This is a genomic window from Pseudomonas sp. p50(2008), from assembly GCF_015351605.1.
GTDB lineage: Bacteria > Pseudomonadota > Gammaproteobacteria > Pseudomonadales > Pseudomonadaceae > Aquipseudomonas.
In genome coordinates, this window is record NZ_JACMYF010000002.1 from 100728 (window position 1) to 117717 (window position 16990).

Sequence of the window (16990 nt, forward strand, 5' to 3'; positions counted from 1 at the left end):
GAGCGTGCCAATTATGTCAGTACCACCGTTCTTCACCTGGCGGCCGCTTCTTGAAGCGTTTCATGCTCCACATGTATTGGCTTGGATAAGCCGCTACATAGCGCTCGACCACTTTGCTCATGGCGGCACAAGACGTTTCGGTGTCTGTGCTGTACATGGCCTCCGGCGCGGCTTCGAGAATCACTTTATAGCCTGAGCCGTCCGGCAGCCGCAGGGCGTGCAGAAACACACCGACCGCTTTGCCCCCGGCCAGCATGTTGGGCACGAATTTGCTGGTCAGGGCCTTGGTGGCGAAGAAGGGCACGAAGATTCCGGCAGATTCGGACGGTTCCGGGTCAGCCGGAATACCCACTGCACCACCTTTGCGCACTTCCTTGATCACACTGAGAATGCCTTCCTTGGTGGAGGCCGCTACGCGGTTACCCAGTTGCACCCGCTGCTTGCGCAGCAAATCATCCACCGCCTTCAATTTTGGCGGGCGATAAAAAATAATCGGCTTGCACTGGCTGCAATAGAAGTGATTCAGCACCTCCCAGTTGCCCAGATGACTGGTGATGCCGACCACGCCTTTACCCGACGCCAGGGCGTCCTTCAAAACATCGAGACCTTCGACTTCACGCACCAGATCGATGGAGCGCTGAGCCGGCCAGATCCAAGCGCAGGCGCTTTCCGTCAGGGACTTACCAATGTCTTTCAGGCTCTGGCCAACCAGGCGCTCGCGTTCGGCCGGGTCCATGTCCGGAAAACACTTGGCCAGGTTGATCCGCACCACGTCACGGGAACGATTAGGGGTTTTCCACATCATCCAGCCAATCGCCGAACCCACTGCCTGCACTGCCCGCCATGGAAGCAGGGCAAACAACCGCAGAGCGCCTACCAGCAAGGCGCCTTTAAACTTATCCACAGGTCACTCCTGATCTTGTGCTGTGCGCGAGGCGGTCATTCTAACCGCCGTTCGCCAACGTCGCGTAGCGATCGCAATCCTGGGTATGGTCCATGACCATGCCCGAGGCCTGCATCAGCGCATAACAAATGGTCGGTCCGACGAACGTGAACCCGGCCTTTTTCAAGCCTTTGCTCATTTCCACGGCGACCGGGGTCACCGCTGGCACTTCGCTGCGATCCTTAAAATGATTGATCACTGGCGTACCGCCAACGAAAGACCAGAGAAACACCACCGGGTCCTCCAACGCCAGCCAGGCTTGGGCATTGCGCCGGGCAGCATTGAGCTTGAGACGATTGCGAATGATCCCCGGATCGAGCATCAGCTCATCGATTTCCGCATCGCTCATTTGCGCCACGCGCTGGACGTCGAAGCCGAACAGCACCTCGCGATAACGCTCGCGTTTGCGCAGCACGGTGATCCATGAGAGGCCGGCCTGGAACCCTTCGAGCAAAAGCAACTCGAACAATCCCTGCGCATCGCGAAGCGGCGCGCCCCACTCCTGATCGTGATAAGCCATGTACAGCGGATCTTCGGAACACCAAAAGCAGCGTGGCATAAGGCTCCAGGGGGCGTGCGCAGGACCGAATCGGGTATACTCCCGCTCTTTAAATCGCAGCCCAAGAAACAGGTGAATTTCGTGAGCCAGCCTACGCCAGCCGTGCGTACCTTCCAAGACTTGATCCTCGCCCTCCAGCAATACTGGGCCGAGCAAGGTTGCGTGGTACTTCAGCCCTACGATATGGAAGTAGGCGCCGGCACTTTCCACACAGCCACGTTTCTGCGTGCCATCGGCCCGGAAACCTGGAACGCCGCTTATGTGCAGCCCAGTCGTCGCCCGACTGACGGCCGCTACGGCGAAAACCCGAACCGTCTGCAGCACTACTACCAGTTCCAGGTAGTCCTGAAGCCGAACCCGGACAACTTCCAGGAACTGTACCTGGGCTCCCTCAAGCACGTCGGTCTGGACCCGCTGGTCCACGACATTCGTTTCGTCGAAGACAACTGGGAGTCGCCGACCCTGGGCGCTTGGGGTCTGGGCTGGGAAGTCTGGCTCAACGGCATGGAAGTGACGCAGTTCACCTACTTCCAGCAAGCGGGCGGCATCGAGTGCTACCCGGTGACCGGCGAGATCACCTACGGTCTCGAGCGTCTGGCCATGTACCTGCAAGGCGTGGACTCGGTCTACGACCTGGTCTGGGCTGACGGCCCGATGGGCAAAGTGACCTACGGCGACGTGTTCCACCAGAACGAAGTCGAGCAGTCGACCTACAACTTCGAACACGCCAACGTCGAAAAGCTGTTCGAGCTGTTCGACTTCTACGAGAGCGAAGCCAAACGCCTGATCGAACTCGACCAGCCGTTGCCGTTGCCGAGCTACGAAATGGTGTTGAAGGCCTCCCATACCTTCAACCTGCTGGATGCGCGCCGGGCAATCTCGGTGACCGCGCGTCAGCAATACATTCTGCGCGTGCGCACCCTGGCGCGTTCCGTTGCGCAAGCCTACCTGCTGGCTCGCGCCAAGCTGGGCTTCCCGATGGCGACCCCGGATCTGCGTGATGAAGTGTTGGCTAAGCTGGAGGCTGCACAATGAGTGCTCTGGATTTTCTGGTTGAACTGGGCACTGAAGAACTGCCACCCAAAGCCCTGAACACGCTGGCTGATGCGTTCCTGGCCGGTATCGACAAGGGCCTGCAAGCGGCTGGCCTGAACTACGAGACCAAAACCGTCTACGCCGCACCGCGCCGACTGGCTGTGCTGATCACCTCGCTGGCCACCCAGCAGCCGGATCGCAGCATCAACCTCGACGGTCCGCCACGTCAGGCGGCCTTCGATGCCGAAGGCAACCCGACTCAAGCAGCCTTGGGCTTCGCCAAGAAGTGCGGCGTCGATCTGAGCGAAATCGATCAGAGCGGCCCGAAACTGCGTTACAGCCAAAGCATCGCCGGCAAACCGACCGCCAGCTTGCTGGCAACCATCGTTGAAGATTCGCTGAACGACCTGCCGATTCCAAAGCGCATGCGCTGGGGCGCTCGCAAGGAAGAATTCGTACGTCCGACCCAGTGGCTGGTGATGCTGCTCGGTGACCAGGTTATCGATTGCACGATCCTCGCCCAGAAGTCTGGCCGCGATTCTCGCGGTCACCGTTTCCATCACCCGGAAAACGTGCGCATCACTTCGCCGGCCAATTACCTGAACGATCTGCGTGCTGCTTACGTGCTGGCCGATGCCAATGAGCGTCGCGCGCTGATCAGCAAACGTACCGAAGAACTGGCTACGCTGCAGGAAGGTACGGCGATCGTTCCACCTGCGCTGCTCGACGAAGTCACCGCGCTGGTTGAATGGCCTGTGCCGCTGGTGTGCTCGTTCGAAGAGCGCTTCCTCGACGTGCCGCAAGAAGCGCTGATCACGACCATGCAGGACAACCAGAAGTACTTCTGCCTGCTGGACGCCGACGGCAAGTTGCTGCCGCGTTTCATTACCGTGGCCAACATCGAAAGCAAAGACCCGCAGCAGATCATCGCCGGTAACGAGAAAGTGGTTCGTCCACGTCTGACCGACGCCGAGTTCTTCTTCAAGCAAGACAAGAAGCAGAAACTCGAAGACTTCAACCTGCGCCTGCAAAACGTGGTGTTCCAGGAAAAACTGGGCAGTGTCTACGAGAAGGCCGAGCGCGTTTCCAAACTCGCCGCCTTCATCGCTCAGCGCATCGGCGGCAACGCTGCATGGGCTTCCCGTGCTGGCCTGCTGTCCAAGTGCGACCTGGCGACCGAGATGGTCGGTGAGTTCCCGGAGATGCAAGGCGTCGCCGGTTACTACTACGCCCTCAACGATGGCGAGCCGGAAGAAGTCGCTCTGGCACTGAACGAGCAGTACATGCCACGCGGTGCTGGCGCCGAGTTGCCAACCACCCTGACCGGTGCGGCCGTGGCCATCGCTGACAAGCTCGACACCCTGGTCGGCATCTTCGGCATCGGCATGCTGCCTACCGGTAGCAAAGACCCGTACGCCCTGCGCCGTGCTGCCCTTGGCGTGTTGCGCATCCTGATCGACAAGAAGCTCGACCTCGACCTGAACGACGCGGTGGCATTCGCTGTGAATGCCTTCGGCACCAAGGTCAAGGTTGCCGGCTTGAACGACTCGGTACTGGAGTTCATCTTCGACCGTCTGCGTGCCCGTTACGAAGACGAAGGTGTCGATGTGGCGACGTACCTGTCGGTGCGTGCTTTGAAGCCGGGTTCTGCGCTGGACTTCGATCAGCGTGTTCAAGCCGTACAAGCCTTCCGTCAATTGCCGGAAGCGGCTGCTCTGGCAGCGGTGAACAAGCGCGTGTCGAACTTGTTGAGCAAGGTCGAAGGCTCGGTGCCGACGGTTGTTGAAGCCAAATATTTCGACAACGCCAACGAGTTCTCCCTGTACTCGGCGATTCAACAGGCTGACCAGGCTGTCCAGCCGATGGCTGCTGCGCGTCAGTACAGCGAATCCCTGGCGCGCCTGGCTGCCTTGCGCGAGCCGGTGGACGCGTTCTTCGAAGCCGTGATGGTCAACGCGGAAGACGCCAACGTGCGCGCCAACCGTTATGCGTTGCTGGCGCGTCTGCGTGGTCTGTTCCTCGGCGTCGCCGACATTTCGCTGCTGGGCTGAGGGGCTGCTGTTGAAACTGCTGATTCTCGATCGGGACGGGGTGATCAATTACGACTCCGACGCTTACATCAAGTCGGTGGAGGAGTGGATTCCACTGCCCGGCTCGATCGAAGCCATTGCGCAGTTGAGCAAGGCCGGCTGGACGGTAGCGGTTGCTACCAACCAGTCGGGCATCGCTCGCGGTTACTACGACATCGCCACCCTGGACGCCATGCATGAGCGACTGCGCTCGCTCGTGGCGGAGCAGGGTGGGGAAGTCGGGCTGATTGTCTATTGCCCGCATGGGCCGGACGATGGCTGCGATTGCCGTAAGCCAAAACCCGGGATGTTGAAAAACATCGCCACTCATTACAACGTATCGCTGACCAATCTGTGGTTCGTCGGCGATAGTCTTGGTGACCTGGAAGCCGCCAAAGCCGTCGATTCTCAGCCTGTGTTGGTTAAGACCGGAAAGGGCGAAAAAACGCTGGGCAAGACCTTGCCGGTGGGCACCTTGATTTTTGACGATCTGGCGGCGATTGCCGCAGAACTTATCCACAATTAGAGCGTTTTCGATATTCTGACCAAGGATTGATCGGGAGTGCGCTTTATAACGACGGGCAAAGCCCGCACGGTAAATGTCGCCATGTCGATACTGCAGGCCATCAGAACTTTCCTCTTTTACCTGTTGCTGGGCACCAGCTCTTTGCTTTGGTGCAGCCTGAGCTTTTTTATCGCGCCTTTCCTGCCGTTCAAGGCGCGCTATCGCTTCATCAATGTTTACTGGTGCCGCTGCGCCTTATGGCTGAGCAAGGTTTTCCTGGGGATCAGTTACGAAGTGAAGGGCGCAGAAAATGTGCCTGACCAACCCTGCGTCATTCAGTCGAATCACCAGAGCACCTGGGAGACGTTTTTTCTCTCGGCCTATTTCCAGCCATTAAGTCAGGTCCTCAAGCGCTCGTTGCTGTTTGTGCCGTTTTTCGGCTGGGCCATGGCCATGTTGCGTCCGATCGCGATTGATCGCGACAACCCGAAAGCAGCGCTCAAGCACGTAGCCAAGAAGGGCGACGAGTTGCTCAAGGATGGTGTTTGGGTACTGATCTTCCCGGAAGGAACGCGGGTACCTTACGGCACCGTTGGCAAATTCTCCCGCGGGGGCACCGCGCTAGCTGTTAATGCTGCGCTTCCAGTGCTGCCGATTGCACATAATGCCGGCAAGTTCTGGCCAAAAACCGGTTGGGCCAAGAAGCAGGGCGTGATTACCGTAATCATCGGTGAACCGATGTATGCCGAAGGCAGCGGACCGCGAGCCATCGCCGCACTGAACGATCGGGTTCAAGCCTGGAACGAGCAAATGCAGCGCGAGATGGGCTCGATTCCACCTGCGCCGCAGGCACCGGTCGAGACCGATCAAATGGCTGTCTGAGATTCTGTGGATAACCTGTGTACCGTTTGATTGAAAATCGACGTAATTCGTTTGTAGGTTAATGATTTATATACATATTTCTTAAACTCATAAAATTACCGAAATGGTGCATAAGTTTTTTTAGGGCGTAAAAAAACCGGCTGATATAGCCGGTTTTTTTATAGGTAAAAATCAAGCCGCAAACAAAAAGGCCAACGCTTGTGCGTTGGCCTTTTTATTTAGCGGGGGAAAGCTGAATCAGAAATCCAGGTTCGAAACCGCCAAGGCGTTGCTTTCGATGAAGTCACGACGAGGCTCGACCGCATCACCCATCAGGGTGTTGAAGATCTGGTCCGCGCCAATGGCGTCTTCGATGGTCACTTTGAGCATCCGGCGCTGCGCTGGGTCCATGGTAGTTTCCCACAGCTGATCAGGGTTCATCTCACCCAGACCTTTATAGCGCTGGATGGTGTGACGCTTAGTGCTTTCAGCCATCAGCCATTCAAGAGCTTCCTTGAACTCGGTGACGGGCTTCTTGCGTTCGCCACGCTGGATATACGCGCCTTCGTCCAGCAAGGTGCTCAATTGAGCGCCCAGGGAAACAACGGTCTTGTAATCGTTGCTGCCGAAGAAGTCACGGTTGAAAGTGACGTAGTTCGACAAGCCGTGGGAGATCAGTTCGACCTCTGGCAGCCAGACGTTACGTTCACGATCTTCACGCAGGCTGGCTTTGTAAACCAGGCCGGATTTCTCGACAGTGCGCAGACGAACTTCGTACTTGGTCAGCCAGTCTTGCATCGCTGCGTGATCGGACAGCTGCTCCATGCTCACCGCAGGCAGGTAGATGAAGTGCTCGGTCAGCTCCTGCGGGTACAGGCGCGACAAACGCTTGAGGGTCTTCATCACCAGACGGAAGTCATTCACCAAGCGCTCCAGCGCTGGTCCGGAGATACCCGGGGCTTCTTCGTTCAGGTGCAGGCTCGCGTCTTCCAGGGCCGACTGCGTCATGTACTCTTCCATGGCGTCGTCGTCTTTGATGTATTGCTCTTGCTTGCCTTTCTTGACCTTGTACAGCGGTGGCTGAGCGATGTAGATATAGCCGCGCTCGATCAGCTCCGGCAACTGACGGAAGAAGAAAGTCAGGAGCAGGGTACGGATGTGCGAACCGTCGACGTCAGCATCGGTCATGATGATGATGTTGTGATAACGCAGCTTCGCAATGTTGTATTCGTCGCGGCCGATCCCGCAGCCCAGAGCGGTGATCAAGGTGCCCACTTCTTGCGAAGAGATCATCTTGTCAAAGCGCGCCTTCTCGACGTTCAGGATCTTGCCCTTCAACGGCAGGATGGCCTGAGTCCTACGGTTACGTCCCTGCTTGGCGGAGCCGCCAGCAGAGTCACCTTCCACGAGGTACAGTTCGGAGAGGGCAGGGTCTTTTTCCTGGCAGTCAGCCAATTTGCCCGGCAGGCCGGCGATGTCCAGCGCACCTTTACGACGGGTCATCTCACGGGCTTTACGCGCCGCTTCACGAGCCCGTGCCGCATCGATCATCTTGCCGACGACCAGTTTGGCTTCGTTCGGGTTTTCCAGCAGGAAGTCGGAGAAGTATTTGCCCATTTCCTGTTCGACCGCGGTCTTCACTTCGGAAGAAACCAGCTTGTCTTTGGTCTGGGAGCTGAACTTCGGATCAGGAACCTTTACCGAAATGATCGCAGTCAGGCCTTCACGAGCGTCGTCACCGGTGGTGGCAACCTTGTGCTTCTTCGCCAGGCCTTCCGCTTCGATGTAAGTGTTCAGGTTACGCGTCAGTGCGGAACGGAAACCCACCAGGTGAGTACCGCCATCGCGCTGTGGAATGTTGTTGGTGAAGCACAACAGGTTCTCGTTGAAGCTGTCGTTCCACTGCAGGGCGATTTCTACGCCGATACCGTCTTCACGCTGGATGTTGAAGTGGAATACCTGGTTGACCGGAGTCTTGTTGGTGTTCAGGTATTCAACGAATGCACGCAGGCCACCTTCATACTTGAACAGCTCTTCCTTCCCGCTGCGTTCGTCTTTGAGGACGATGCCGACACCGGAGTTGAGGAAGGACAGTTCACGAATCCGCTTGGCCAGGATGTCCCAGCTGAAGTGGATGTTTTTGAACGTCTGGTCCGACGGTTTGAAGTGGATCTGTGTACCGGTTGTTTCGCTCTCGCCAACGATCCTCATCGGCTCTTGAGGAACACCGTGGACATACGTCTGTTCCCAGATCTTGCCGCTGCGTCGCACCGTGAGAATAAGCTCTTCGGACAGGGCGTTAACTACCGACACACCTACACCGTGAAGACCACCGGATACTTTGTAGGAGTTGTCGTCAAACTTACCGCCAGCGTGCAGCACGGTCATGATGACCTCGGCTGCAGAAACGCCTTCTTCTTTGTGCACGTCTACCGGGATGCCACGGCCGTTGTCGCGAACGGTGATGGACTCATCCGGGTGGATGATGATGCTGATGTCGTCGCAGTGGCCGGCGAGAGCTTCGTCGATCGAGTTGTCGACCACCTCGAACACCATGTGGTGCAGGCCGCTACCGTCGTCGGTGTCACCAATGTACATACCGGGACGTTTGCGTACGGCATCCAGGCCTTTCAGCACTTTAATGCTCGTTGAGTCGTACGTATTTTCTTCGCTCAATGCCTTCACTCCCGATGGTCGTGGGTCTGGGTGATACGGCCCTGTTCCACGTGGAACAAAGCGACTGGCGTTTCCGTCTGCCAGCCTTCCCTCAATAATTCGTGATCTACACAGGTGATAAATACCTGGCAGCGTAAGTCTTCCAGCAAGCGGCAAAGCGCGCGGCGATGTTGCTCGTCCAGTTCGGACGGCAAGTCATCCACCAGATAAATACACTGGCCGCGTCGGGCTTGGCTGACCAGATGCCCTTGAGCGATCCGCAAGGCACAAACCACCAGCTTCTGCTGACCCCGGGACAAGATATCCGCGGCGTTATGCGCACCTAATCTAAGACGCAAATCAGCACGTTGTGGTCCCGCCTGGGTGTGACCCATTTGCTGATCCCGCTGAAGGGAGCCGGCGAGCACTGCACTCAACTCGCGATCTTTATCCCAACCGCGGTAATAGCTGAGCGTTAATCCCTCAAGCTCTACCAATTCGCTCAAGGTCTTCTCAAAGACTGGTTTCAAGGCTTTGATATAGGCGCGGCGGTATTCATCAATTTCAGCGCTGGCCTGACACAGTTCCCTGTCCCAAACCGCTTGCGAAACGGCGTCAAGTGTACCATGCCGCAGCCAAGAGTTTCTCTGGCGCAGGGCCTTCTGTAACCGTTGCCAGGTCGACATGAAGCGGGGTTCCACGTGGAACACTCCCCAGTCGAGAAACTGTCTGCGAATCTTCGGTGCGCCTTCAAGCAGACGGAAGCTGTCGGGGTTAATCAACTGAAGTGGCAGAATCTCCGCCAACTGCGCCGCGCTGCGGGCATTCTGTCCGTCGATGCGAATCTGGAACTCGCCGGAGCGGTCCCGAGATATCCCCAGGGCACTGTTCCCGCCCTCGGCCAGCTCAACCTGGCCAAACACCGTACAGGCCAGCTGTGCATACTGAATGACGGGTAAAAGCCGGCTGCTGCGAAACGACCGGGCGAGCCCCAGCAGATGAATGGCTTCCAGAACACTGGTTTTGCCGCTGCCGTTAGCGCCGTAAAGAATGTTGATTCGGGGGGAGGGGGAGAAGGTCACCGGGTGCAGATTGCGCACCGCGGTGACCGAGACGCGACTTAGAGACATCTAGCTTATGCTGAGCATGATTACAGACGCATCGGCATGACAACGTAAGCCGAATCGTCGTTGTCGGACTCTTGCACCAGCGCACTGCTGTTAGAGTCGGACAGAATCAAACGAACTTGCTCGGTCGTCATTACGCCCAGCACGTCCAGCAAGTAACTAACGTTGAAGCCGATTTCCAGATTGCCGCCGTTGTATTCAACGCCGACTTCTTCTTCCGCCTCTTCCTGTTCCGGGTTGTTCGCCTGGATTTTCAGCTGACCATTGGCCAGTTGCAGACGGATACCACGGTACTTCTCGTTGGACAGAATCGCGGTACGGCTGAACGCTTCGCGCAGCGCCTGACGATCGCCTAGTACCAGCTTGTCGCCGCCTTTAGGCAGCACGCGCTCGTAGTCAGGAAACTTGCCGTCGACCAGCTTCGAGGTGAAGGTGAATTCACCCGTGGTAGCACGGATGTGGTGTTGACCCAGGACGATACTGACAATGCCGTCCGGCTCGGTCAGCAAACGCGCCAACTCAAGGATACCCTTGCGTGGCACGATGACCTGGTGGCGATCCGGCTGACCGATATCAGCCTGCATCGAGCACATCGCCAGGCGGTGACCGTCCGTAGCGACAGCGCGGATGATACCGGCCGAGACTTCCAGCAGCATGCCGTTCAAGTAGTAACGTACGTCTTGCTGGGCCATGGCAAAACTGGTGCGCTCGATCAGACGACGCAGTTTGCTTTGCTCGAGGCTGCAGGTCAGCGAGCCAGGACCTTCTTCCACCGTCGGGAAGTCATTGGCCGGCAACGTCGACAGCGTGAATCGGCTACGTCCGGCTTTGACCACAAGCTTCTGCTCGTCGACTTTGATGTCGATCAGCGCGTCGTTGGGCAGGCTCTTGCAGATGTCCATGAGCTTGCGTGCCGGCACAGTGATGGAACCCGGGTCAGCAGGCTCTTCGAGTTGTACACGACCGACCAGCTCGACTTCCAGGTCGGTACCGGTCAGCGACAGTTGCTGGCCTTCGACAACCAGCAGCACGTTGGAGAGCACCGGCAAGGTCTGTCGACGTTCGACGACGCCTGCGACCAGTTGCAGGGGTTTCAACAGGGCTTCGCGTTGAATGGTGAAATGCATGGTCTAGTCCCTTGCCTTAATAAGCTGCGCTGGTGTTCATCAAGTGGTCAGTGTACGCAGCAGGTTCTTGTAGTCCTCGCGGATGTCCGCGTCGGATTCCTTAAGTTCGTTGATCTTGCGGCAAGCGTGCAAAACAGTCGTGTGGTCGCGGCCCCCAAACACGTCACCGATTTCCGGCAGACTGTGGTTGGTCAGTTCCTTGGACAAGGCCATGGCAACCTGACGCGGACGGGCAACCGAACGTGAACGACGTTTGGACAGCAAGTCGGAGATCTTGATCTTGTAGTACTCGGCGACAGTGCGCTGAATGTTATCCACAGAGACCAATTTATCCTGGAGAGCCAAGAGGTCCTTCAGGGATTCGCGAATCAGCTCAATGGTGATATCGCGGCCCATAAAGTGCGAGTGGGCAATCACGCGCTTGAGCGCGCCTTCCAGTTCGCGGACGTTGGAACGAATGCGTTGGGCGATGAAGAACGCCGCATCGTGTGGCAGATCGACTTTGGCCTGGTCGGCCTTTTTCATCAGGATCGCGACACGGGTTTCCAGCTCCGGCGGCTCGACGGCAACCGTCAGGCCCCAGCCGAAGCGGGATTTCAGGCGCTCTTCGAGGCCTTCGATTTCTTTCGGATAGCGGTCACTGGTGAGAATGACCTGCTGACCACCTTCAAGCAACGCGTTAAAGGTGTGAAAAAACTCTTCCTGTGAGCGTTCCTTACGGGCGAAGAACTGAATGTCATCGATCAGCAACGCATCTACCGAACGGTAAAAGCGCTTGAACTCGTTGATCGCGTTCAGCTGCAAGGCCTTGACCATGTCCGCTACAAAACGCTCGGAATGCAGGTAAACGACCTTCGCATTCGGATTCTTCTTTAGTAGGTGGTTACCCACAGCGTGCATCAAGTGGGTTTTACCCAAGCCGACGCCGCCATAAAGAAAGAGCGGGTTGTATCCGTGCTTTGGGTTATCAGCCACTTGCCAGGCCGCAGCTCGGGCCAGTTGGTTGGACTTGCCTTCGACGAAGTTTTCGAACGTGAACGTACGGTTCAGGTAACTGGTGTGCTTGAGCGCACCTTCGACTTGCACGGTGCGCTGCTCGGCGCGAACCGGTGCCTGTTGCGAGCTCGCACCCGCCATCGGGTCAAAGCTGTCACGAGACGGCTCTTCACTGACATCAGCCATTCTTTGAGTCGAACGCTTGGTCGGCAAGGATGCAGGAGCCTGCGTTGGTGCACTGACAGGCGCTTGCGTGGCCTGGGCCTGAGAGGCCGCTGCGGCGAGCGGAGCATTTGGCGCTGCACGAGGTGCCGAACTGCGTTTGCTGCCTATTAATAAGGACAGCGCCGGCGCCATGCCATTGCCATGCTCATCAAGCAGCTCAAGGACGCGGCTCAAATACTTTTCGTTGACCCAGTCGAGAACAAAACGATTCGGTGCGTACACGCGCAACTCGTCGCCTTCGGCTTCGACCTGTAGTGGACGGATCCAAGTGTTGAATTGTTGGGCAGGCAGCTCATCGCGCAAAAGCTCCACGCACTGCTGCCAAAGTTCCACTGACACGGATATCCCCTAAGTTGAAAGCCGGTGAGGCAAAAACAAGCGGCCATTGTAGCGGCCAGACGCTGACTTATCCACACGTAGGTTGCTCAGCTTCCAAGGGGAATCAACGCTTTATGCGGAAAAAAGGCGACCAACGGTCTGTGCATAAGCTCTGTGGATAACCGACCCTAAGGTCGTTGTACAAGTAGGGGTGAAACTCGGTGGATAACCTGCCTGTGGATAACACCGCCTTTCACACACAGCTTATCCGACAGTGCAGCACAGGGTTACCACCGTTTACCACGGTAGTTGTCATTCTCTGTACATCAGGATTTTAAAGGGCTGGTGGCAGTTATCCACAGAGAACCGCTCCCCTAGCTTTTATAAGCTTTACAAAAAAGCTTTAAATACTTTCCTTCTTTATTTCTATATCTACCGAGGCCTGGTGATCAGCAAAACGCCCAGAGATCTATTTATAAGGAAACGCTGGTTGGAAATTGACCTAGAGGCTTGCTTTCTCTAGAATCCCCGGTCTCTTAAAACGGGGGCCATTCCGGCCCGTTGTGGACGAACCAGGTAACACGACAATGAAACGTACTTTCCAACCAAGCACTATCAAACGCGCTCGTACCCACGGTTTCCGTGCTCGTATGGCTACCAAAAACGGTCGCGCCGTTCTGTCGCGTCGTCGCGCCAAAGGTCGTGCGCGTCTGGCAGTTTGATAAGCCGGCACTGGAGGTGAGTCAGGACTTCAGTCGGGAAAAGCGTCTGCTTACCCCCCGGCATTTCAAGGCAGTCTTTGACTCCCCTACCGGCAAGGTTCCGGGGAAAAATCTCCTGCTCCTTGCGCGCAACAACGATCTTGATCACCCCCGTCTCGGGCTGGTTATCGGGAAAAAGAGCGTAAAGCTCTCCGTCGAGCGCAATCGCCTCAAACGTCTGATGCGCGAATCGTTCCGTCTGCACCAGGATTCTCTGGTCGGCTGGGACATAGTTATCGTCGCGCGCAAAGGTTTGGGTGACGTAGAAAACCCCGAATTGATTCAGCATTTCGGCAAACTCTGGAAGCGTCTGGCACGCAGCACGCCGGTACCAGCAGTCAAAACCGAAACTGTAGGGGTAGACAGTACCGATGCGTAAACTGGCACTCGTTCCGATCCAGTTTTATCGCTATGCCATTAGTCCTCTGATGGCCAGTCACTGTCGTTTCTACCCCAGTTGTTCCTGCTACGCGTATGAAGCCATAGAAAATCATGGCCTTCTGCGCGGTGGCTGGCTGACCTTTCGTCGTTTAGGTCGCTGTCATCCGTGGAATCCCGGTGGTTATGACCCGGTTCCATCTATCCCTACCTCCCGTTCTTCTTCGATGGCCGAGTAATCATGGATATCAAACGCACGATCCTGATCGTCGCCCTGGCAATCGTGGCCTACGTTATGGTCCTTAAATGGAACCAGGACTACGGTCAAACTGCCCTGCCGACTCAGAATGTTGCTTCCAGTACTACCGCACCGGGCCTACCGGATACGGCGACTGGCAATAATGCTTCTGTCAGTGACGACATTCCACGCGCCACAAGCGATGCCAGTGCAACGGCACCTGCGGAAACGCCAGTAGCTGTTAGCAAAGATCTGATCCGTATCAAAACGGACGTACTTGATCTGGCAATCGATCCACAAGGTGGTGATGTTGCCCAGCTGACTCTGCCGCTGTATCCACGTCGCCAGGATCATCCGGAAATTCCGTTCCAGTTGTTCGATAACGGCAACGAACGTACTTATCTGGCTCAAAGCGGTTTGATCGGCACCAACGGCCCGGACGCAAGTCCTGCCGGTCGTCCGGTTTACTCCTCGGAGAAGAAGGTTTACCAACTGGCTGACGGACAGGACCAATTGGTCGTGGACCTGAAGTTCAGCAAGGACGGCGTCAACTACATCAAGCGTTTCACTGTGAAACGTGGCCTGTACGACGTTACCGTTTCCTACCTGATCGATAACGAAAGCGCTCAGCCTTGGTCTGGCGCGATGTTCGCTCAGCTGAAACGTGACGCGAGCGCGGATCCGTCTTCCACAACGGCCACCGGTACTGCGACTTACCTGGGGGCAGCCCTGTGGACAAGTAACGAGCCGTACAAGAAAGTGTCCATGAAGGACATGGACAAGGCTCAGCTGAAAGAAACCGTCAGCGGTGGTTGGGTTGCCTGGTTGCAGCACTACTTCGTGACTGCATGGATTCCGGCCAAGGGCGAAAACAATATCGTCCAGACCCGTAAAGACAGCAAAGGCAACTACATCATTGGCTACACCGGTCCGTCGATTACCGTCGCGCCAGGTGCCAAGGCTGAAACCAGTGCCGTTCTGTATGCCGGCCCGAAAAGCCAGGCTGTACTGAAAGAGTTGTCCCCAGGCCTGGAACTGACTGTCGACTACGGCATCCTGTGGTTCATTGCCCAACCTATTTTCTGGTTGCTGCAACACATCCACGCGCTGGTAGGCAACTGGGGCTGGTCGATCATTTTCCTGACCATGCTGATCAAAGGGATTTTCTTCCCGTTGTCGGCTGCCAGCTACAAATCCATGGCCCGTATGCGCGCAGTGGCACCTAAACTGGCCGCGCTGAAAGAGCAACATGGCGACGACCGGCAGAAAATGTCGCAAGCCATGATGGAGCTGTACAAGAAAGAGAAGATCAATCCGCTGGGTGGTTGCTTGCCAATCCTCGTGCAGATGCCGGTTTTCCTCTCGCTGTACTGGGTTCTGCTGGAAAGCGTTGAAATGCGCCAAGCGCCGTTCATGCTGTGGATTACTGACCTGTCGATCAAGGATCCGTTCTTCATTCTGCCGATTATCATGGGCGCAACCATGTTCATCCAGCAGCAGTTGAACCCGACACCTCCGGATCCGATGCAGGCCAAGGTGATGAAGCTGATGCCAATCATCTTCACCTTCTTCTTCCTGTGGTTCCCGGCTGGTCTGGTGCTGTACTGGGTAGTGAACAACTGCCTGTCCATCGCCCAACAGTGGTACATCACGCGTAAAGTCGAAGCGGCTACTAAAGCAGCTGCCTGATTTACACTGTGGATAACCACTCAGAACGCCCCCTAGTGGGGCGTTTTGCTATCTGTCACTTTTGTCTGGATATCGGTTTATGAGTGTTCCTCGTGAAACCATCGCTGCTGTCGCCACTGCACAAGGTCGCGGTGGTGTGGGCATCGTCCGAATTTCGGGACCGCTGGCCAGTGTCGCGGCCAAAGCTTTCAGCGGCCGTGAACTTAAACCTCGATTCGCCCATTACGGTGCCTTTCTGGGTAATGACGAAGAAGTACTGGACCAAGGGATCGCGCTGTATTTCCCGGGTCCAAACTCATTTACCGGTGAAGATGTGCTTGAGCTTCAGGGACACGGCGGCCCCGTGGTTCTGGATATGCTGCTCAAGCGTTGCCTGGAACTGGGCTGCCGTTTGGCTCGACCGGGTGAATTCAGCGAACGTGCATTCCTCAACGACAAGCTCGACCTGGCCCAGGCCGAAGCGATCGCCGACTTGATCGAGGCCAGTTCTGCACAGGCTGCCCGGAATGCACTGCGTTCCTTGCAAGGCGCATTTTCAGAACGTGTGCATAACTTGACCGAGCAATTGATCGGCTTGAGGATCTACGTGGAGGCGGCAATCGACTTTCCAGAAGAGGAAATCGATTTCCTGGCCGATGGTCATGTCCTCAGCATGCTCGATAAAGTACGGGAAGAGTTATCCACAGTGCTGCGTGAAGCCGGCCAAGGCGCGTTGCTTCGGGACGGGATGACGGTTGTGATTGCCGGCCGACCGAACGCAGGGAAATCCAGCCTCCTTAACGCCCTGGCCGGTCGCGAAGCTGCCATCGTCACAGAGATTGCCGGGACCACCCGGGATATCCTTCGTGAACATATCCACATCGATGGCATGCCGCTGCATGTCGTGGATACTGCAGGTTTGCGCGACACCGACGATCATGTGGAAAAAATCGGTGTGGAACGGGCATTGAAAGCCATTGGTGAAGCAGATCGAGTGTTGCTGGTCGTAGATGCCACCGCACCGGAAGCGCTCGATCCTTTCGCGCTATGGCCGGAATTTCTGGAAGTTCGCCCGGATCCCGCCAAGGTCACCTTGATTCGCAACAAGGCGGACCTTACCGGTGAGCCTATTGCCCTGGAAGTTAGCGAAGATGGCCACGTCACCATTAGCTTGAGTGCCAAGTCCGCAGGTGCGGGACTGGAACTGCTGCGTGATCATCTCAAGGCTTGCATGGGCTATGAGCAGACCTCGGAAAGCAGCTTCAGCGCTCGCCGGCGTCACCTCGAGGCGTTGCGCCATGCGAGTGCATCGCTTGAGCACGGTCGCGCACAGTTGACGCTGGCGGGGGCGGGTGAGCTGTTGGCGGAAGATCTGCGCCAGGCGCAACATTCCCTGGGAGAAATCACCGGTGCGTTCAGCTCCGATGATTTGCTGGGCCGGATTTTTTCCAGCTTCTGTATCGGCAAGTAACCAATACGGGAACCGGCCCTGCCAGCGAAGGCGAATTCAAATGCGCTTCGCTGG

Annotated in this window: 15 protein-coding genes; 9 read left to right on the forward strand and 6 right to left on the reverse strand. The window is 56.7% G+C overall.

Annotated features, from left to right (window positions below; all coding sequences use genetic code 11):
* Positions 1-16: 16 nt before the first annotated feature.
* Positions 17-904 (reverse strand): lysophospholipid acyltransferase, encoded by an 888-nt coding sequence (locus tag H7698_RS05565; protein ID WP_162437598.1) that lies wholly within the window; start codon positions 902-904, stop codon positions 17-19.
* Between the two features lie 40 nt (positions 905-944).
* The gene (tag, locus tag H7698_RS05570; RefSeq protein WP_162437599.1) at positions 945-1502 is read right to left on the reverse strand and encodes a DNA-3-methyladenine glycosylase I; all 558 of its coding nucleotides are present in this window, start codon (positions 1500-1502) and stop codon (positions 945-947) included.
* Between the two features lie 81 nt (positions 1503-1583).
* Between tag and glyQ the strand changes: the two genes are divergently transcribed.
* The 4 genes from glyQ to H7698_RS05590 all read left to right on the forward strand — a co-directional run bounded on the left by glyQ (position 1584) and on the right by H7698_RS05590 (position 5993).
* Positions 1584-2537 carry a glycine--tRNA ligase subunit alpha gene (glyQ, locus tag H7698_RS05575; protein WP_008155694.1) on the forward strand — a complete coding sequence of 318 codons (954 nt, stop codon included), beginning with the start codon at positions 1584-1586 and terminating at the stop codon, positions 2535-2537.
* A complete protein-coding gene (glyS, locus tag H7698_RS05580) occupies positions 2534-4588 on the forward strand; it encodes a glycine--tRNA ligase subunit beta (RefSeq protein ID WP_162437600.1) in 2055 nt (684 codons plus the stop codon). The genes glyQ and glyS overlap by 4 nt, the downstream gene beginning before the upstream one ends.
* Positions 4589-4592: 4 nt before the next feature.
* Positions 4593-5132, forward strand: coding sequence for a D-glycero-beta-D-manno-heptose 1,7-bisphosphate 7-phosphatase (gene gmhB, locus H7698_RS05585; protein ID WP_178114297.1), 540 nt, complete (start codon positions 4593-4595; stop codon positions 5130-5132).
* 81 nt (positions 5133-5213) lie between these two features.
* On the forward strand, positions 5214-5993 hold the full coding sequence (locus tag H7698_RS05590; RefSeq protein ID WP_194690834.1) for a lysophospholipid acyltransferase family protein: 780 nt from the start codon (positions 5214-5216) through the stop codon (positions 5991-5993).
* Positions 5994-6230: 237 nt separating this feature from the next.
* On the opposite strand, the gene gyrB is transcribed toward H7698_RS05590, so the two are convergent.
* Genes gyrB through dnaA form a run of 4 tightly spaced genes read right to left on the reverse strand, consistent with a single transcriptional unit; the run spans position 6231 to position 12441 of the window.
* Positions 6231-8648 carry a DNA topoisomerase (ATP-hydrolyzing) subunit B gene (gyrB, locus tag H7698_RS05595; protein ID WP_162437603.1) on the reverse strand — a complete coding sequence of 806 codons (2418 nt, stop codon included), beginning with the start codon at positions 8646-8648 and terminating at the stop codon, positions 6231-6233.
* Between the two features lie 5 nt (positions 8649-8653).
* The gene (gene recF, locus H7698_RS05600; RefSeq protein WP_194690835.1) at positions 8654-9757 is read right to left on the reverse strand and encodes a DNA replication/repair protein RecF; all 1104 of its coding nucleotides are present in this window, start codon (positions 9755-9757) and stop codon (positions 8654-8656) included.
* 20 nt (positions 9758-9777) lie between these two features.
* Positions 9778-10881: a DNA polymerase III subunit beta gene (gene dnaN / locus H7698_RS05605; protein WP_017341709.1), complete on the reverse strand. Its 1104-nt coding sequence runs from the start codon at positions 10879-10881 to the stop codon at positions 9778-9780.
* A gap of 39 nt (positions 10882-10920) precedes the next feature.
* The gene (dnaA, locus tag H7698_RS05610) at positions 10921-12441 is read right to left on the reverse strand and encodes a chromosomal replication initiator protein DnaA (protein ID WP_194690836.1); all 1521 of its coding nucleotides are present in this window, start codon (positions 12439-12441) and stop codon (positions 10921-10923) included.
* A gap of 566 nt (positions 12442-13007) precedes the next feature.
* Between dnaA and rpmH the strand changes: the two genes are divergently transcribed.
* The 5 genes from rpmH to mnmE all read left to right on the forward strand — a co-directional run bounded on the left by rpmH (position 13008) and on the right by mnmE (position 16936).
* A complete protein-coding gene (gene rpmH / locus H7698_RS31180; RefSeq protein ID WP_003213577.1) occupies positions 13008-13142 on the forward strand; it encodes a 50S ribosomal protein L34 in 135 nt (44 codons plus the stop codon).
* 16 nt (positions 13143-13158) lie between these two features.
* Positions 13159-13560, forward strand: coding sequence for a ribonuclease P protein component (rnpA, locus tag H7698_RS05615; protein WP_202027651.1), 402 nt, complete (start codon positions 13159-13161; stop codon positions 13558-13560).
* Positions 13553-13798: a membrane protein insertion efficiency factor YidD gene (gene yidD / locus H7698_RS05620; RefSeq protein ID WP_052966011.1), complete on the forward strand. Its 246-nt coding sequence runs from the start codon at positions 13553-13555 to the stop codon at positions 13796-13798. Before rnpA ends, yidD begins: the two co-directional genes overlap by 8 nt.
* 2 nt (positions 13799-13800) lie before the next feature.
* The gene (gene yidC / locus H7698_RS05625) at positions 13801-15486 is read left to right on the forward strand and encodes a membrane protein insertase YidC (RefSeq protein WP_162437607.1); all 1686 of its coding nucleotides are present in this window, start codon (positions 13801-13803) and stop codon (positions 15484-15486) included.
* A gap of 79 nt (positions 15487-15565) precedes the next feature.
* The gene (gene mnmE / locus H7698_RS05630; RefSeq protein ID WP_194690837.1) at positions 15566-16936 is read left to right on the forward strand and encodes a tRNA uridine-5-carboxymethylaminomethyl(34) synthesis GTPase MnmE; all 1371 of its coding nucleotides are present in this window, start codon (positions 15566-15568) and stop codon (positions 16934-16936) included.
* Positions 16937-16990 lie beyond the last annotated feature (54 nt).

Bases quoted from the DNA above. Each gene is read 5' to 3' on its own strand.
- rpmH (WP_003213577.1), top strand. From the start codon at position 13,008: ATGAAACGTACTTTCCAACCAAGCACTATCAAACGCGCTCGTACCCAC.
- H7698_RS05590 (WP_194690834.1), top strand. From the start codon at position 5,214: ATGTCGATACTGCAGGCCATCAGAACTTTCCTCTTTTACCTGTTGCTG.
- mnmE (WP_194690837.1), top strand. From the start codon at position 15,566: ATGAGTGTTCCTCGTGAAACCATCGCTGCTGTCGCCACTGCACAAGGT.
- recF (WP_194690835.1), bottom strand. From the start codon at position 9,757: ATGTCTCTAAGTCGCGTCTCGGTCACCGCGGTGCGCAATCTGCACCCG.
- dnaN (WP_017341709.1), bottom strand. From the start codon at position 10,881: ATGCATTTCACCATTCAACGCGAAGCCCTGTTGAAACCCCTGCAACTG.
- yidC (WP_162437607.1), top strand. From the start codon at position 13,801: ATGGATATCAAACGCACGATCCTGATCGTCGCCCTGGCAATCGTGGCC.
- glyS (WP_162437600.1), top strand. From the start codon at position 2,534: ATGAGTGCTCTGGATTTTCTGGTTGAACTGGGCACTGAAGAACTGCCA.
- yidD (WP_052966011.1), top strand. From the start codon at position 13,553: ATGCGTAAACTGGCACTCGTTCCGATCCAGTTTTATCGCTATGCCATT.
- tag (WP_162437599.1), bottom strand. From the start codon at position 1,502: ATGCCACGCTGCTTTTGGTGTTCCGAAGATCCGCTGTACATGGCTTAT.